Consider the following 15915-nt stretch of genomic DNA (forward strand, 5'->3'; position numbering starts at 1 on the left):
TGATTGGTGGAGGCGGCGGGGATCGAACCCGCGTCCGTCGGTACTCGCCCATTGGCTCTACATGCTTAGTTCCGTCTTCTGATTTAACGCCACTGGCTCCGACGGGCAGGATCCAGCAACGCGAGTCTTCTAAAGTTTAACGATTGACGTGAAGACGCCGCCAATCGCGATCCCATCAATCTTTGCTCATCTCCCGTCCACGATGAATGGGCACATCGCTTCTGGGCCGGGCTAACCGCTAACAGCGTTTAAGCTGCCAGGGCACCCTGAGCGTAGTTTTCGTCGTTTGCGACTATTTAGTCGTGATGTTGGATTTACGAGATACATCACGCTCTCGGCATGCACCTCAGGGGTTGCCACCGGCGTCGAAGCCATGTCGCCCCCATAACACGTCGCCACTATATCACATGGGGTCTCGAGGGCACCAGATCAAGGGCTCGTCATTACTTGTTCTCACGCATGATGCGCGCCTTCTGACGGTTCCAGTCGCGGTCTTTCTCCGTGGCACGCTTGTCATGCAGCTTCTTGCCGGTCACCAGTGCCAGTTCGCACTTGACCAGGTTGTTCTTCCAGTACAGTTTCAGCGGCACGCAGGTGTGCCCCTTGTCCTGGGTCCGCGAGAAGATCTTGGCGATCTCCTTGCGATGCAGCAGCAGTTTGCGGGTGCGTGTTGGATCGGCCAGCTCGTGTGTGCTGGCGGTGTTGAGCGGCGTGATATGGCTGCCCAGCAGCCATGCTTCTCCGTTCTTGACCAGGATGTAGGTGTCGGTAAGCTGAGCCTTGCCCGCGCGCAGGCTCTTCACCTCCCAGCCCGACAGCGACAGTCCCGCCTCGAAGGTCTCTTGAATATGATATTCGAAGCGTGCCTTCTTGTTCTGGGCGATGACGTTGCTGCTGGGCCCTTTGCTCTTGCCTTTCTTATTGGCCATGAAACCTCGTTGATCGATATGCCGGTTGCCAGCTACCCCCTTCGAGATGGGGGGAAGCGTGGTACCATTCAAGGCTTGACGAAATAACCGTCCATGATACGCCCAAGGCCTTGTAAAGTCAGCGGAGAGGTAGATGCCAACGGTCAATCAGTCCGCCCTGGTGCGGCATTCTCCCCAGGCGATGTTCGACCTGGTCAATGATTTCGAGCGCTACCCGGAGTTTCTGCCGGGCTGTCGCCGGGCACGGTTGATAGAGCAGGATGAGGCCCATTTGATCGGTGAGCTGACACTGTCCAAGGCGGGTGTCGAGCAGAGCTTCACTACGCGCAATGACCTGTATTCGCCGGAGCGGATCGAGCTGTCGCTGGTACGAGGTCCTTTTCGGCGCCTGAGAGGGCGTTGGCTGTTCACGCCGATGGGTGAAAATGCCTGCAAAGTGAGCCTGGAAATGGAATTCGAATTCGCCAACCGACTGCTGGGCATGGCCTTCGGCAAGCTGTTTCAGCAGGTGGCGGGACAGTTGGTGGACTCCTTCACACGTCGAGCCGACGAGGTCTATGGCCGTTACTGAGCGAAAAGGTACGGCTCAACCCGCCTTCGAAGTGGAAGTGGCCTTTGCGTTACCCGAGCGGCAGAAGATCGTAACGTTGGCGGTACCGCCGGGCACCACGGCACGTCGTGCGGTCGAGCTGGCGGAACTGCCGCGTTATTTTCCTGAGCTGTCCCCTGAGACGTTCAGCGAGGCGAGCCTGGGGATTTTCGGCAAACCGCTACGCGACCCCGAGCGCCATGAATTGCAGGCAGGGGACCGTGTCGAAGTCTACCGGCCACTGAAGACCGATCCGAAGGATGCTCGCAAGCGGCGGGCGTCCCGCCACTAGCATCGCTTCAGAAATCGCCGGGCTCGCTTTCGGCCGGGGTGACTTCCATTGCTGTTACACGCCAGGTGTGGTTGTGGGGCCATCCGGCGTCGTGGGCTGGGGAGACATGATGCCGTCATCAGGTCCGGTGCCCTCCGTTGCCGGCCCCGGGCCCTCGTATGACGGCAGCTCTATGTCGCTCGACAGGTTGCCCTCGCTGGTGATGTTCACCAGGCGGTCGTTGGCGAAGGTCAGGGTTACGCGGCGTTGCTCCACGCCTCCGTAGGCCTCGTCGAGACGGTACAGGTAGTCCCACTGGTTGGCATTGAAGGGAGCCTCGAGTAACGGACTACCCATCACGAACTTGACCTGTTCACGTGTCATGCCTTGTTCGAGTTGGGCGACCATTTCCTGTGTCACCAGATTTCCCTGGGGTAGATCGCGTTTGTACACGCCGACATAACTGCAGCCGCCAGCCAGCGACAGCGCGAGGGAAAGGGTGACCGTTTTAATCAGCTTTTGCATTTGCGCCTGTTCTTCACTATCGTTGAGTCGGTCGATGATACCCGACCCTACACGTCACTGCGAAGAGCAACCATGGCTGATCAGAACCATGAATTGCGCAAGGCGGGTCTGAAAGTGACCCTGCCGCGCGTCAAAATCCTCCAAATTCTCGAAAATGCTCCCGAGCAGCACCACTTGAGCGCCGAAGACGTCTACAAGGCGTTGTTGGAAGCTGGGGAGGATGTCGGGCTGGCTACCGTCTATCGCGTCTTGACGCAATTCGAATCCGCCGGCCTGGTGATACGCCACAATTTCGATGGTGGGCATGCCCTGTTCGAATTGTCCCAAGACGAGCACCATGACCATATGGTGTGTCTCGAGAGTGGCGAAATCATCGAGTTTTTCGATGAGGCCATCGAGCGTCGCCAGCAGGAAATCGTCGAGGAGCACGGTTACGAGCTCGTCGATCACGCGTTGGTGCTTTATGTACGCCCTAAAGGCTCCAAAGCGACCCGCCAGGAAGGTGTCAAGAAAGGCTAGCTTGCCGAGAGCGACTCTCCTTGCCCATTACTGCCGCTCCCTGGTCGGGGAGCAGCAGTGTCGTATGCTTATGTCGTTCTAGGCCCGTGTCCTAATGATGGGCACGCTGGCTGGCGTCCAGCATTTCCCGCGCATGGGCAAGGGTGCGGTCGGAAAGCGTGACGCCTCCCAGCATGCGCGCTAATTCGCGCACACGGCCGGAGGTGTCCAGTAGCGCCATCCGCGTCAGGGTGGTTTCCTCGTGTGCTTGCTTCTCGATATGCAGATGTTGGTGAGCCTGTGCGGCGACCTGGGGTAGATGGGTGACGGTCATCACTTGGCCGCTTTCGCCCAGGCGCTTGAGTAGTTGGCCCACGATCTCGGCAGTGGCCCCGGAGATCCCCACGTCGACCTCATCGAATACCAGGCTGGGAATGGTCGAGTGACTGGCGGCCACCACCTGGATGGCCAGGCTGATGCGTGACAGCTCGCCACCGGAAGCGACCTTGGTCAAGGCTCGTGCCGGCTGTCCGGGATTGGCGCTGATCAGAAAACGCACGTTGTCCAGGCCGTTCGGTGCTGGCGTGTCACGGCTTTCCACCTGTGCCTGGAAAGTGGCCTTGCCCATGGCCAGAAAGGCCATCTGCTCCTGTACTGCCTGGCCGAATCGCGCGGCTGCTTCCCGGCGAGCCTCGCTGATGACCTTGGCCTCCTGACGCCAACGCTCACGTAGCGCCTCTACCTCAGTGGACAGCGACTCGAGGTCGTGTTCGTCGCCTTCCAGGTTCTCGAGTTCACCGCGCAGGCGCTGGTGAAGTCCGGCGAGTTCTTCAGGCATCACATGGTGCTTGCGGGCGATACGATGGACTTCCCCCAAGCGTTCTTCCACCCAGGCCAGGCGCTCGGGGTCCAACTCCGTGGTGTCGACGAAGCGATGCAATTCGCGGGCGGCTTCTTCGATCTGGATATGGGCTTCGTTCAGCATGCCCAGCACCTCGGCCAGGAGGCCGCGGTCGCTGCCGGGCAGCGGGCCGAGCCGTTGAGTCGCTTGCGTCAGAAGGCGAAGGGCACCGCCCTCGTCATTGTCGCAGCATTCGGCCGCATACTGAGCTTCGCGCAGAGTCTCTTCGGCGTGGGCCAGTCGTTCCTGCTCTTCTTCCAAGGCTTGTAACTCGCCGTCGGCTAGTGCCAGTTGATCGAGTTCCTCGACTTGGTAGCGCGGCAGTTGGCGGCGGGCCTGGATCTCCTCTCCATCTTCACTGAGCCGCTTGAGACGACGGCGTGTGTCCTGCCACTGACGATAGAGGGCAGACAATTCGTCGACCGAATTGGCATGGCCGGCGAAATCATCGAGCAGGCGTAGGTGGGTCTCTTCACGCAGCAATGCCTGGTGGGCGTGCTGACCGTGGATCTCGATCAGGTATTCGCCAAGTGACTTGAGGTCTGACACGGTTGCCGGCTGGCCGTTGATCCATGCCTTCGAGCGGCCAGTCGCGGTAATGACTCGGCGTAGCAGGCAGTCGTCGTTGGGTAGCTCGCGTTCGGCAAGCCAGGCGCGCGCCTCGGGTAAGGCAGCAATGTCGAAGCGAGCGGAGAGATCGGTGCGTTCGGCGCCATGGCGCACGCTGCCGGCATCGGCTCGCTCGCCCAGGCACAGGCCGAGGGCGCCGAGCAAGATTGACTTGCCGGCACCGGTTTCGCCGGTAATGGCGGTCATGCCGCCGTGCAGTTCCAGGTCCAGACTATCGACAATGGCGTAATCACGAATCGCAAGCTGCACCAGCATGGCCACCTCCAAGAGCAACGTCCGCAATGCGGGTTCCCATGAATCGTCATTCTGTGTGTTTATACAGTAGTCAGGTTAACCCTTCAATCGCCAGTCACAGGGGATTTGTCATGATCCCTTGAGATTCATAGGGGTATCCCCATATAGCCTGAAACTCTTTTAGTAATGCGGTTTTTCGTTGAACCAATGCATGCCGAATACGGCCCATCGCCGTTTTCGCTGTCAGGAGATGCTCATGGCCAAAGAACCTCAGACGCCCTTCGAAGAGGAAGTGGAGCGCGCCGAACGCGACGGAGAGCCTCAGTCAGAGCCCGTGGAGGGTGAGCTGGAAGAGGCCGATGCGGCCAAGGCCGCCGAAGAAACAGCGGCGGACGCCGAGAATTTGGCTGAACCTGAGGCCGAGGTGCTGGCCGCACGCGTCGAGGAACTCGAGCAAAGTCTGGCTGAAACCAAGGATCAAGCATTGCGTGCCGCTGCTGAAGCGCAAAATATACGGCGTCGTGCCGAACAGGATGTCGACAAGGCGCGCAAGTTCGCTTTGGAGAGGTTCGTCAAGGAATTGCTACCGGTCGTCGATAGCCTCGAGAAGGCGCTGGATGCCATGCAGGAAGGTGCCGACGAGACTCATCGCGAAGGGGTGGCAATGACCCTGAAGATGCAGCTTGATGTGTTGACCAAGTTTGGCGTCGAAACGGTCGAGCCGGAAGGCGAGCCGTTCGATCCTCAATACCATGAAGCCATGGCCATGGTGCCTAACCCGGAGCTCGAGCCCAACACTGTGATGGAAGTGATGCAGAAGGGCTATGTGCTCAACGGTCGCCTGGTGCGTCCGGCCATGGTGGTGGTGAGCCAGGCGGCAAGCTGACGACATAACGCGGGGGTGGACTTGAAATGGTCGCCGCGGCCCCCACATAGACGACAACTCTGCGGTAAATGCCGCGAACAGTGAATCAGTGACACGAATTTCGAGGATTTCCTATGGGACGCATCATCGGTATTGACCTGGGAACGACCAACTCTTGCGTTGCCGTACTCGACGGCGATAGTGCCAAAGTCATCGAGAACGCCGAAGGTGGCCGCACCACGCCGTCCATCATCGCCTACACCGATGATGGCGAGATTCTGGTGGGCCAGGCGGCCAAGCGCCAGGCGGTCACCAACCCCAAGAACACCCTGTACGCCATCAAGCGTCTGATCGGTCGTCGTTTCTCCGACGATGTGGTGCAGAAGGACATCAAGATGGTGCCCTACAAGATCACCGAAGCCGACAACGGTGATGCTTGGGTAGAGGTCAAGGACAAGAAGCTGGCGCCGCCGCAGGTCAGCGCCGAAGTGCTGAAGAAGATGAAGAAGACGGCGGAAGACTACCTGGGTGAAGAAGTCACCGAGGCAGTCATTACCGTGCCGGCCTACTTCAACGACTCCCAGCGCCAGGCTACCAAGGACGCGGGTCGCATCGCCGGCCTCGAGGTCAAGCGCATCATCAACGAGCCCACCGCAGCGGCATTGGCCTACGGCATGGACAAGTCTCGTGGTGACAAGACCATTGCCGTCTATGACTTGGGTGGTGGTACCTTCGATATCTCGATCATCGAAGTGGCCGATGTCGATGGTGAAACCCAGTTCGAGGTGCTGGCCACCAATGGCGACACTTTCCTGGGTGGCGAAGACTTCGACATGCAGCTGATCAACTATTTGGTCAGCCAGTTCAAGGCTGATAGCGGCATTGATCTGTCAGGCGACAACCTGGCCATGCAGCGCCTCAAGGAAGCTGCCGAGAAGGCCAAGATTGAACTGTCCAGCGCTCAGCAGACAGATGTCAATTTGCCCTATATCACCGCCGACAACACCGGACCCAAGCACCTCAACGTCAAGGTGACCCGCGCCAAGCTGGAGTCGCTGGTGGAAGATCTGGTGCAGCGTTCCATGGGACCGTGCAAGACCGCGCTGGCCGATGCCGGACTGTCTGCATCCGAGATCGACGACGTAATTCTGGTCGGTGGCCAGACGCGCATGCCGCTGGTGCAGAAGAAAGTCGCCGAGTTCTTCGGCAAGGATGCACGCAAGGATGTCAACCCGGATGAAGCCGTGGCCGTCGGTGCCGCGATCCAGGGCGGTGTTCTGGGTGGCAGCGTCAAGGACGTGTTGCTGCTCGACGTGACGCCGTTGACGCTCGGTATCGAGACCCTGGGTGGCGTGATGACGCCGCTGATCGAGAAGAACTCGACTATCCCGACCAAGAAGACGCAGACCTTCTCGACCGCGGATGACAACCAGACAGCCGTGACCATTCACGTGCTGCAGGGCGAGCGCAAGCAGGCTGGCCAGAACAAGTCGTTGGGCCGTTTCGACCTGGCCGACATTCCGCCGGCGCCGCGTGGCGTGCCGCAGATCGAAGTCTCCTTCGACATCGACGCCAACGGTATTCTGCACGTGTCCGCCAAGGACAAGGCGACCAACAAGGAACAGTCGATCGTCATCAAGGCTTCCAGCGGGTTGTCCGAGGAAGAAATCGAGCAGATGGTGCGCGATGCCGAGGCACATGCCGACGAGGACAAGAAGTTCGAGGAGCTGGTACAGCTGCGCAACCAAGCCGACGGTATGGTGCACGCTGCGCGCAAGACGCTCGAGGAAGCTGGCGATAAAGCCAGCGACGAGGAGAAGCAGAAGATCGAATCTGCCATCACCGAGCTGGAAGAAGCGGTGAAGGACGACGACAAGGATGCCATTCAGTCCAAGCTGGATGCCCTGACCGAAGCCTCTGGCTCGCTGGCACAGAAGATGTATGCCGAGCAGACCGAGAGTGCACAGTCGGGCGGTGACGAAGCCAGCGCCGGCGAGAAGAAGGAAGACGACGTGGTCGACGCCGAGTACGAAGAAGTCAACGACGACCAGAAGAAGCAGTAACCACGTCAGTCGCTATGGACGACGCCAGCGCGGGGGCTACACGACTCCCGCGTTGGCGTTTGCGTAGCGCCGATAGGAGGCGGACAGATTCATGTCCAAACGTGACTATTACGAGGTGCTGGGCTTAGAGCGCGGAGCCGATCAGAAAGAGATCAAGAAGGCGTACCGGCGGCTCGCTCAGAAATATCACCCCGACCGCAATCCCGATGACGAGACCGCGGCCGAGAAGTTCCGCGAAGTCTCCGAGGCCTACGAAGTTCTGGCCGATAGCGAGAAACGCGCTGCTTACGACCAGTTCGGTCACGCTGGGGTCGAGGGTCAGGCCGGTGGCTTCGGTGCGGGTGGTTTCGGCGGTGCTGGAGCCGGTGGCTTCAGCGATATCTTCGGCGATGTGTTCGGCGATATCTTCGGTGGCGGAAGCGCACGGCGCAATCCCAATGCCCCGCAGCGTGGTTCGGATCTGCGCTACAACCTCGAGCTCGATCTTGAGGATGCCGTGTCGGGAACTACCGTCGATATCCGTGTACCGCGTCACGTGGAGTGCGAGCGCTGTGACGGCAATGGGGCGGAGCCGGGGTCCAGCAAGGAAACTTGCCCCACCTGTGGTGGCCACGGCCAGGTTCGAATGCAGCAGGGGTTCTTCGCTGTGCAACAGACCTGTCCGACCTGCCATGGCAGCGGGCAGATGATCAAGGTGCCCTGCCACAAATGCCACGGCGAAGGGCGAGTGCGTGAGACTCGCACTCTGTCGGTGAAGATTCCAGCCGGCGTCGATACCGGCGACCGTATCCGCTTGAATAACGAGGGTGAGGCCGGCATGAACGGTGGCCCGCCCGGCGATCTCTACGTGCAGGTGGCGATCAAGTCGCACCCGATTTTCCAGCGTGATGGCCGCCACTTGCAGTGTGAGGTGCCGATCAACTTCGTCGACGCGGCGTTGGGTGGTGAGCTCGAAGTGCCGACCCTCGATGGTCGGGTCAAGCTCAAGATTCCACCCGAGACCCAGACCGGTAAGCTGTTCCGCTTGCGCGGCAAGGGCGTCAAGCCGGTGCGTGGCGGTCCCCCCGGCGACCTGCTGTGCAAGGTCGTGGTGGAAACCCCGATCAAGCTCAACGAAGATCAGAAGGAACTGCTGCGCCGCTTCCAGGACAGCCTCGGCGAAAGCAACAGTCACTCGCCGAAGAAAAGCAGCTTCTTCGACGGCGTGAAGAAATTCTTCGAGGACATGAAGCCGTAGAGTGGCTGGACTTCGACGTAGGCTAGGAGCCCTTGTCATTATGAAATGGCGAGGGCTTCGTCGTTTATAGTGCTATCAAAGGTTGTACTGAGCTGCGAGTATCACGCGGATGACCCTCTTGCGTAAGGACAGACAGCATGACTCGCGACACCATCGTACTGGGTGCCGGCATGGTCGGCACTTCCCTTGCCTTTCATCTGGCTCGCCGCGGTCGGTCGGTGCTGCTGGTCGATCGGCGTGAGCCGGGGCGCGAGACGTCGTTCGGCAATGCCGGGATCATCCAGCGCGAGGCAGTGAAACCGTATGCCTTTCCCCGTGACATGGCGACGCTGCTGCGGGTGTTACCCAATCGGCGCATCGACATCCGTTATCGTCCCCAGGGCATGCTCGCTGCCGCCAGGCCGCTGTGGGAGTACTGGCGTCACTCTGCACCGCGGGCTTATGCCGAGATCGTCCCCGAGTACGCTTCGCTGATCATGCGTTGCACGGAGGAGCACCAGGTCATGATCGAGGCGGCGGGGGCCGAGTCGCTGGTGCGCAAGAACGGTTGGCTCAAGGGCTTTCGTACCCAGCGTGTCTTCGACGAGCAGCTCGATATCGCGCGTAATAACGAGGTGCGCTTTGGGGTAGAGCATCAGGTGTTGGATCGTGAGGCGCTCAAGGCCAAGGAACCACATCTTTCCGATGAGCTGATCGGCGCCATTCACTGGACCAATGCCTGGACGGTGGTCGACCCGGGTGCCCTGGTGCAGGCTTATGCCCAGGCTTTCAATGCCTTGGGCGGAGACATCGAACAAACTGAGGCACATCAGCTCGAGCAGACTTCTTCAGGCTGGCGACTGACCACAGCCTCAGGAAGTTTTGACGCCGAGGAAGTGGTGCTTGCCACTGGGCCTTGGTCACAGAACTGGCTGCGGCCGTTAGGCTATCGGCTGCCAATGTTCCCCAAGCGCGGCTATCACATGCATTACGCTATGCATGGTGGTGCCCAACTCCATCACTGGCTGATGGACTTCGAGTCAGGGTTTCTGCTAGCCCCGATGCAGGCTGGTATCCGTCTGACCACAGGGGCCGAGCTGACTACCCTCGAAGGGCCGGCGCATTACGGCCAGCTCGATGCTGCCGAAGCGGTGGCCAAGCAGTTGCTTCCCTTGGGAGAGCGGCGAGACCCCGAGCCGTGGCAAGGCAGTCGTCCCTGCATGCCGGACATGAAGCCGGTGATCGGGCCTGCCTCTCGGCATATGGGGTTGTGGTTTGCCTTCGGCCATGGTCATCAGGGGTTTACGCTCGGTCCGATAACGGGGCGCCTGATCGGGGAAATGATGTCTGGCGAACCCCCTATCGTGGATATGACGCCGTTTCGTGCCGAGCGCTTCGCCGATTTCTGACGACGACTGGCATTCTTGTGTTCAGGCGTCATAGTCTAAGGAATCCGTCATCAATGGAATGGAGGCCGCCATGCCGATTTCCCGAGCCGAAATCACCACCGAATCGGGGGTGAAATTGATCGATCGCTTGTGCAAGCACTGGGCACATAAGCTGGATGTGGAGAAGAGCGAAGGGCAGGCGCGGGTGACCTTCGAAGAGGGCACTTGCCTGATGCATGCTGAGGATAGCAAGCTGACCGTGGCGCTCGAGGCGCTGGATGATGAGAGCCTCGATCGCCTGGAAGAGGTGGTGGATAGCCACTTGGAGCGTATGGCGGGCAAGGAAAGCCTGGATATCGTCTGGGAAAACTGATCGTTCGTGACGCATGGTAGGCTGGGCGCTCCTTCTCTAGCCTAGGGAGTGCCCATGCGTGTGACCTTTGCTCCGCCTGGAGCTCGCCAGGCCCATCTTGGAATGTTGTTGTGGGCGATGCTGGTGGGATTGTCGTTTCCCGCTGTGGGCTTGGTCAGTGAAGCGCTGCCCCCTCTGTTACTCACATCGTTGCGCTTCATCATCGCCTCTCTCGCGTTATGGGCACTGGCGCGCCGGGCTCCAGACTGGTGGCCGAGTAGACGCTCACTTCCTCTTTACTCACTGATGGGGCTGTGTCTAGCGGGCTTTTTCAGCACTATGTTCTGGGCAGCGCATCACACTACGGCACTATCGATGGCCACGTTGTTCGTCAGCGTTCCATTGCTGGCCTTCGTTCTTGGACTTGCCGCTGGAGTCGAACGTTTGGCGTGGCGGTTGCCCGTAATTTTGGCGCTGGGTGCGGTAGGGGCCCTGGGCCTCGCTTGGGCAGAATCCCGGAATGGTTCGACCGGCCTGCGTTTTGGCCTGGGTGAGGCAGGATTCTTCCTGGGGTGTATCTCGTCGGCAATGTATCCGGTACTAAGCAAGTGGGGGTTGTCGCGGGAATGGCTGTCGCAGTCGGCGGCGGTACGTACTTTCTGGAGCCTGGCCATCGGTGCTGTGCTGATCGGGCTTGTCGGGCTAGCGCTGGAGCCGGTGGCGAACCTAGGGGTCATGACGCCGCGTGATGCTCTACTGCTGGTCTATCTGGGATTGTGCTCCAGTGCACTGACCTTCTGGTTGCTGCAACGAGCCACGGCAGCCCTGACCCCCGGGGCAGTGACAGCCTACAACTATCTGGTTCCTTTCGTGTCGATGTTGCTGTTGTTCATCCAGCATCCCGAGAGGACGGGTTGGGTGTGGCTGCCAGGTAGTGCCTTGGTATTGACGGCTATCGCACTGTTGCTGCGCAACGGTCGGGTAAGCACCTGATTCTGGTATGTCTGTGATTTATTCCGAATGGGTATTGGATGTCATGATTGCTTGGGGACAGGCAGCGCGAATTTCGTCGTAGAGGGCTTGCCGGTCGTTGGTATGGCGACGCGAGAAGTGGAAGGGCAGCAGCCGCTCGACATGGGCTGCCGCTGCGATTTCGCCACAGGCGCGGGCCGTCAGGTGCCTGGTGCGCATGGCTTGGTCAGCCTGGCATTGAAGGAAGGGGGCCTCGCAGACCAGGGTCTGTGCCTCCCGAGCCAAGTCGATGAGGCGCCGGCGATTTTCCGGTGTATCGCCAAGATCGGTAGCGTATACCAACCGCTGCCCTGGTTGCGTCAGTAGCAGTTCTTCCTTCAGTTTTCGCACCTGTGCGACGTGGCCATCGGGAAGTGTGACTGTGGCGCCGAGCTCTCCGGTCAACACTCTATATTTCAGCTCTCCCAGCCATGGGCCCGGTGGCCAACCATGCTCACTCAAACGTTCCTTGCGCACGTTGACCTGTGTGCAGGGCTCGAAGGAAAACGCTAGCACTGGCGTGCCATGATCCAGCGTTATCGCGCGTACGCGAAACCAAGGCTCCTCAATCAATACACCATCGATGGTCGAGCGTGGTGGCATGGGTGTCGGTTCTGTTTGGCCGGCCACGAGGTAATAGCGTTGCAGGTGGTGTTCATGCAACTCGCTGACTTCGAAGCGTGGCGCCTTGTCGCCCACCCGGTCCCAAAGTACGCCGCGCACCATGCCGGCCAAGTGTTGGGCGAGCCCTGGCGGACCGTATATCCGGCAGGGTGGGAACTCGCCAATTCGTGAGCGCAGCAACCATAGGAAGCCGGCGATATGATCGAAATGGGCATGAGTGATGAAAACATCGGTGATCTGATGAGCGAGGCGTGCCGGCAGCCGGCCAACATCGCCGAGATCGAACAGTAGGCTGCGGCGGTGATGCCGCAAACGGATGTGCAACGCAGGGTCGCCATAGACGCCATTCACCAGGGTCGCCGTGGCCATGCCCAAGCGTATTACCGGACGAGAGGTGTCATCGTTTGCCTGTGAACGGGGCAGTGATACCAGCTCCGGCAGTGATTGCTTGGTTTCGGTGGGGTTGCGATAGGGGCGAGCGGTGGTCAACAGGCGTTCGTCATCGCGGTGGGCATCCCGGACCAGCAGTGCTTGAACCGGCTGTGTCGGTAGTGCCGCTCGTAGTCGCAGTTGCGTACCATCCAGCACCATCACTTCTCCTATCGAGAGCGTGTTTCTCGCGGCGTCGAGCAGACCAACCTGTCGACTGTGCCAGGCCTCCGGGGCGGATTGTGGAGGTGGGGTGCCGATCACCGGTAGTGTTTCCAGATTCAGGGTCTGCTCGCTACTGCCCTTCAGGTAGTCATTCCAGATGTTGGTGCGGCGTTGCGAGCGGCTGAGCCGTCCTGGGTAATGCGCTTGCGGGTCCGTTTCCAGACGCAAGAGAGGGAGTCCCAGGATACGACTCTCTTCGGAGAGAGGAGGCGCTGTCCCTGTCGGTGTCAGCACCGCCAGAGCATTGGCTCCGCTGGCATCGGCGAGGGCGGGTAGCAACTCGGCGCCGGCTGTACCGCGTACGACACCAGGAGGGTCCACCAGCAGGAATCCAGTCTCGAAAGCACTGGCCAGTCGTCGCACCGCCTCGATCAGCGGTAGGCGGAAACGTGCAGCGTCCAGCGTGCACAGCGCCTCGAGTTGCTGGGTATACCACCGATCTCGATACCAACTCCCCAGACACACGGCGCCGGGTGGCCCGAAGCCAGGGGATCCTGGGTCGGCGCTCAGGCAATGACAAGATATTCCTTGGGCTTCGAGGGTAGCGGCGGCCTGCGCGACAAGTGTGGATTTGCCACTGCCCGGAGCACCCACCAGCAGTGCTCGCCGATGCTGTTTGATCAGGGCCAACAGCGGGTGATCCTCGGGGAGTGGGAGAATGTTCTGCCGCATGGGAGTGCTCTCCTTTGCCGCCACAATAGCCTGTCGATTTGGCCAGTCGTCGCGAGGACAGTCCGATAGGTCTCTAGTGTGGGTGATTTATTCCATGTCTCCCAAGGTTCGCTTACCCCGGAGCCTTCCTGGCTTTGATATACTGCCACCATCGTCAGGCTATCGAATTCAGGAGTCCGAATGACCCGTATCGCAGCTCGTATTGCCATTATGGGCGTCGCTGGCCGCATGGGCCGCACTTTGGTTGCCGCCGTGGAACAGGACCCCGACGCCACCCTGGCTGGTGGGATCGTCGAGCCGGGTAGCTCGCTGGTCGGGGCGGATATCGGCGAACTGGCCGGGCAGGGAAGACTGGGAATTTCGACGGCGGAATCGTTGGCCGACATCGTCGATGATTTCGATGTGCTGATCGATTTCACCACGCCACAGGTGACCCTGGCCAATCTGGCCTTTTGTAGCGCGCATGACAAGCGCATCGTGATTGGTACTACGGGGCTGAACGACGACCAGCTCGCTGAGCTCGATGGTTATCAAGACAGGGTGCCGATGGTATTTGCACCTAATATGAGCGTGGGCGTCAATCTCACACTCAAGCTGCTGGAGACCGCGGCCAAGGCGCTGGGTGACGAGGGCTACGACATCGAGGTCATCGAGGCGCATCACCGCCACAAGGTAGATGCCCCCTCAGGTACGGCGCTGAAGATGGGCGAGGTGGTCGCTGACACCTTGGGGCGGACTCTGAAGGAGGACGGCGTGTTTGCTCGGGAAGGCCAGTGTGGGCCGCGTACCGACAAGGAAATTGGCTTTGCCACGGTGCGTGCGGGGGATATCGTCGGTGAGCACACCGTGATGTTCGCCACCGAAGGAGAGCGTATCGAGATCACCCACAAGGCGAGTAGTCGCATGACTTTTGCCAAGGGGGCAGTACGTGCGGCACGTTGGGTCGCTTCACGCGAGGCAGGACGCTACGATATGCAGGACGTGCTGGGCCTGGCCTGATGCCGAAAGGTTGCGGCATGCTTTTCTAGGGCACTTTTCTAGGGCAAAGGCTAGCCGTGGAGCGCCAAATCCTGTAACATCCCCAAAATTTTGGCCGGGCGCCGGGTGTGACATCCGTGTTAGCGCTTGTTGAGTCGGGCCACAGGCATTCCGAGCGAATGACAACAAGCGGGATGAAACCGGTCTTTATCGGGTTTCGTCCCGCTTTTTTACGACTCGATGCCGGTGCCGGTCAGCGGATTCATTCGTCGGATGAGGGGTGATCTCGTCAGACGGTCTCATATGATCATGGGAGGAAGTTGCGTTGAACAGACCCGCGATACTGGCCTTGGAAGATGGTAGCGTATTCCACGGCACTGCCATCGGCGCCGATGGGCAAACCAGCGGTGAGGTCGTGTTCAATACGGCCATGACCGGCTATCAGGAGATCCTCACCGATCCTTCCTACACCCGGCAGATCGTGACCCTGACCTACCCGCATATTGGCAATACCGGGGTCAATGACGAGGATGTCGAATCTGGCGCCATTGCCGCGGCTGGATTGGTGATTCGCGATCTGCCGCTCATCGCCAGTAACTTCCGTTCCGAACAGACGCTCTCCGACTATCTCAAGAGTCAGAACATACTGGGTATCGCCGATATCGATACCCGACGTCTGACGCGCATCCTGCGCAACAAAGGCGCGCAAAACGGTGCCATCCTCGCCGGTGACGAGGCTGAAGGGGAGAATGCCGTAGCGCGTGCCTTGCAGGCCGCCAGGGAGTTTCCGGGGCTCAAAGGCATGGACCTGGCCAAGGTGGTGTCTTGCCAGGCGCCCTATGAATGGAGCGAAGGCGAATGGACGCTGGGTGCCGGATATGCTGACACCACGATGCATGAGCGGCCTTTTCACGTGGTGGCTTGCGACTATGGGGTGAAGCGTAACATTCTGCGCATGCTGGCCTCGCGTGGCTGTCGCCTGACCGTGGTGCCGGCCCAAACCCCGGCTAGCGAGGTGTTGGCCATGAATCCGGATGGTGTGTTTCTGGCCAATGGTCCTGGTGATCCCGAGCCTTGTGATTATGCCATCGCTGCCATTCGCGACATTCTCGAAACTGAGATCCCGGTGTTCGGCATTTGCCTGGGGCACCAACTGCTGGCCTTGGCCAGTGGGGCGAAGACGGTGAAGATGAAGTTTGGTCACCACGGCGCCAATCATCCGGTCCAGGATCTGGATACCGGGCATGTGATGATCACCAGCCAGAACCATGGCTTTGCCGCCGACGAAACGACCTTGCCAGCCAATGTACGGGCCACCCATCGTTCGCTGTTCGACGGCTCGCTGCAGGGTATCGAGCGTATCGATCTACCGGCCTTCAGCTTCCAGGGGCACCCCGAAGCGAGCCCGGGGCCGCGTGATGTCGCGCCGTTGTTCGATCGTTTCGTCAAGATGATGAAAGAACGCCGTTAGGCGCACGTCATCGTTAGATCGCCCGTTTTTCACCGAATTTGCCG

Annotated in this window: 15 protein-coding genes and 1 other RNA gene; 11 read left to right on the forward strand and 5 right to left on the reverse strand. The window is 60.0% G+C overall.

Annotated elements, in window-relative coordinates; genetic code table 11:
* Positions 1-4: 4 nt before the first annotated feature.
* Both ssrA and smpB read right to left on the reverse strand, forming a co-directional pair.
* Positions 5-384: a transfer-messenger RNA gene (gene ssrA, locus L861_RS24380) on the reverse strand.
* Between the two features lie 59 nt (positions 385-443).
* Positions 444-929 carry an SsrA-binding protein SmpB gene (gene smpB / locus L861_RS22685; protein WP_016419011.1) on the reverse strand — a complete coding sequence of 162 codons (486 nt, stop codon included), beginning with the start codon at positions 927-929 and terminating at the stop codon, positions 444-446.
* A gap of 133 nt (positions 930-1062) precedes the next feature.
* Here smpB and L861_RS22690 point away from each other — a divergent pair, with 133 nt between their 5' ends.
* Positions 1063-1500, forward strand: a complete 438-nt coding sequence (locus L861_RS22690; RefSeq protein ID WP_016419012.1) for a type II toxin-antitoxin system RatA family toxin — start codon at positions 1063-1065, stop codon at positions 1498-1500.
* On the forward strand, positions 1487-1810 hold the full coding sequence (locus L861_RS22695) for an RnfH family protein (protein ID WP_016419013.1): 324 nt from the start codon (positions 1487-1489) through the stop codon (positions 1808-1810). Before L861_RS22690 ends, L861_RS22695 begins: the two co-directional genes overlap by 14 nt.
* 54 nt (positions 1811-1864) lie before the next feature.
* Here L861_RS22695 and L861_RS22700 read toward each other — a convergent pair whose 3' ends face one another.
* On the reverse strand, positions 1865-2314 hold the full coding sequence (locus L861_RS22700; protein ID WP_016419014.1) for an outer membrane protein assembly factor BamE: 450 nt from the start codon (positions 2312-2314) through the stop codon (positions 1865-1867).
* Between the two features lie 72 nt (positions 2315-2386).
* On the opposite strand from L861_RS22700, the gene fur reads away from it, so the two are divergent.
* A complete protein-coding gene (fur, locus tag L861_RS22705) occupies positions 2387-2833 on the forward strand; it encodes a ferric iron uptake transcriptional regulator (protein WP_016419015.1) in 447 nt (148 codons plus the stop codon).
* Positions 2834-2924: 91 nt separating this feature from the next.
* On the opposite strand, the gene recN is transcribed toward fur, so the two are convergent.
* Entirely contained in the window at positions 2925-4598 is a 1674-nt protein-coding gene (gene recN / locus L861_RS22710; protein WP_016419016.1) for a DNA repair protein RecN, read from the reverse strand.
* Between the two features lie 235 nt (positions 4599-4833).
* On the opposite strand from recN, the gene grpE reads away from it, so the two are divergent.
* From grpE to L861_RS22740, 6 genes are all read left to right on the forward strand, one after another.
* Positions 4834-5463, forward strand: a complete 630-nt coding sequence (gene grpE / locus L861_RS22715) for a nucleotide exchange factor GrpE (RefSeq protein ID WP_016419017.1) — start codon at positions 4834-4836, stop codon at positions 5461-5463.
* A gap of 113 nt (positions 5464-5576) precedes the next feature.
* Positions 5577-7505: a molecular chaperone DnaK gene (gene dnaK, locus L861_RS22720; protein ID WP_016419018.1), complete on the forward strand. Its 1929-nt coding sequence runs from the start codon at positions 5577-5579 to the stop codon at positions 7503-7505.
* 91 nt (positions 7506-7596) lie between these two features.
* Entirely contained in the window at positions 7597-8742 is a 1146-nt protein-coding gene (gene dnaJ, locus L861_RS22725) for a molecular chaperone DnaJ (RefSeq protein ID WP_016419019.1), read from the forward strand.
* Between the two features lie 137 nt (positions 8743-8879).
* Positions 8880-10130: an NAD(P)/FAD-dependent oxidoreductase gene (locus L861_RS22730; protein WP_016419020.1), complete on the forward strand. Its 1251-nt coding sequence runs from the start codon at positions 8880-8882 to the stop codon at positions 10128-10130.
* A 70-nt stretch (positions 10131-10200) separates the two neighbouring features.
* Complete coding sequence (locus L861_RS22735) at positions 10201-10482, forward strand: DUF2218 domain-containing protein (protein ID WP_027947794.1); 282 nt, start codon at positions 10201-10203, stop codon at positions 10480-10482.
* A 54-nt stretch (positions 10483-10536) separates the two neighbouring features.
* The gene (locus L861_RS22740; protein WP_016419022.1) at positions 10537-11454 is read left to right on the forward strand and encodes a DMT family transporter; all 918 of its coding nucleotides are present in this window, start codon (positions 10537-10539) and stop codon (positions 11452-11454) included.
* An 18-nt stretch (positions 11455-11472) separates the two neighbouring features.
* On the opposite strand, the gene L861_RS23880 is transcribed toward L861_RS22740, so the two are convergent.
* Positions 11473-13422 carry a Clp1/GlmU family protein gene (locus L861_RS23880; RefSeq protein ID WP_016419023.1) on the reverse strand — a complete coding sequence of 650 codons (1950 nt, stop codon included), beginning with the start codon at positions 13420-13422 and terminating at the stop codon, positions 11473-11475.
* Between the two features lie 180 nt (positions 13423-13602).
* Between L861_RS23880 and dapB the strand changes: the two genes are divergently transcribed.
* Entirely contained in the window at positions 13603-14421 is an 819-nt protein-coding gene (gene dapB, locus L861_RS22750; protein ID WP_016419024.1) for a 4-hydroxy-tetrahydrodipicolinate reductase, read from the forward strand.
* Between the two features lie 304 nt (positions 14422-14725).
* Complete coding sequence (gene carA, locus L861_RS22755; protein WP_016419025.1) at positions 14726-15871, forward strand: glutamine-hydrolyzing carbamoyl-phosphate synthase small subunit; 1146 nt, start codon at positions 14726-14728, stop codon at positions 15869-15871.
* Positions 15872-15915: the final 44 nt, after the last annotated feature.

It is taken from the genome of Litchfieldella anticariensis FP35 = DSM 16096 (assembly GCF_000409775.1).
In the GTDB taxonomy this organism is placed as follows: Bacteria; Pseudomonadota; Gammaproteobacteria; order Pseudomonadales; family Halomonadaceae; genus Litchfieldella; species Litchfieldella anticariensis.

What these genes read in the sequence shown, in the direction of transcription:
- smpB (WP_016419011.1), bottom strand. Translation starts at nt 929, where the DNA reads ATGGCCAATAAGAAAGGCAAGAGCAAAGGGCCCAGCAGCAACGTCATC.
- L861_RS22690 (WP_016419012.1), top strand. Translation starts at nt 1,063, where the DNA reads ATGCCAACGGTCAATCAGTCCGCCCTGGTGCGGCATTCTCCCCAGGCG.
- L861_RS22695 (WP_016419013.1), top strand. Translation starts at nt 1,487, where the DNA reads ATGGCCGTTACTGAGCGAAAAGGTACGGCTCAACCCGCCTTCGAAGTG.
- L861_RS22700 (WP_016419014.1), bottom strand. Translation starts at nt 2,314, where the DNA reads ATGCAAAAGCTGATTAAAACGGTCACCCTTTCCCTCGCGCTGTCGCTG.
- fur (WP_016419015.1), top strand. Translation starts at nt 2,387, where the DNA reads ATGGCTGATCAGAACCATGAATTGCGCAAGGCGGGTCTGAAAGTGACC.
- recN (WP_016419016.1), bottom strand. Translation starts at nt 4,598, where the DNA reads ATGCTGGTGCAGCTTGCGATTCGTGATTACGCCATTGTCGATAGTCTG.
- grpE (WP_016419017.1), top strand. Translation starts at nt 4,834, where the DNA reads ATGGCCAAAGAACCTCAGACGCCCTTCGAAGAGGAAGTGGAGCGCGCC.
- dnaK (WP_016419018.1), top strand. Translation starts at nt 5,577, where the DNA reads ATGGGACGCATCATCGGTATTGACCTGGGAACGACCAACTCTTGCGTT.
- dnaJ (WP_016419019.1), top strand. Translation starts at nt 7,597, where the DNA reads ATGTCCAAACGTGACTATTACGAGGTGCTGGGCTTAGAGCGCGGAGCC.
- L861_RS22730 (WP_016419020.1), top strand. Translation starts at nt 8,880, where the DNA reads ATGACTCGCGACACCATCGTACTGGGTGCCGGCATGGTCGGCACTTCC.
- L861_RS22735 (WP_027947794.1), top strand. Translation starts at nt 10,201, where the DNA reads ATGCCGATTTCCCGAGCCGAAATCACCACCGAATCGGGGGTGAAATTG.
- L861_RS22740 (WP_016419022.1), top strand. Translation starts at nt 10,537, where the DNA reads ATGCGTGTGACCTTTGCTCCGCCTGGAGCTCGCCAGGCCCATCTTGGA.
- L861_RS23880 (WP_016419023.1), bottom strand. Translation starts at nt 13,422, where the DNA reads ATGCGGCAGAACATTCTCCCACTCCCCGAGGATCACCCGCTGTTGGCC.
- dapB (WP_016419024.1), top strand. Translation starts at nt 13,603, where the DNA reads ATGACCCGTATCGCAGCTCGTATTGCCATTATGGGCGTCGCTGGCCGC.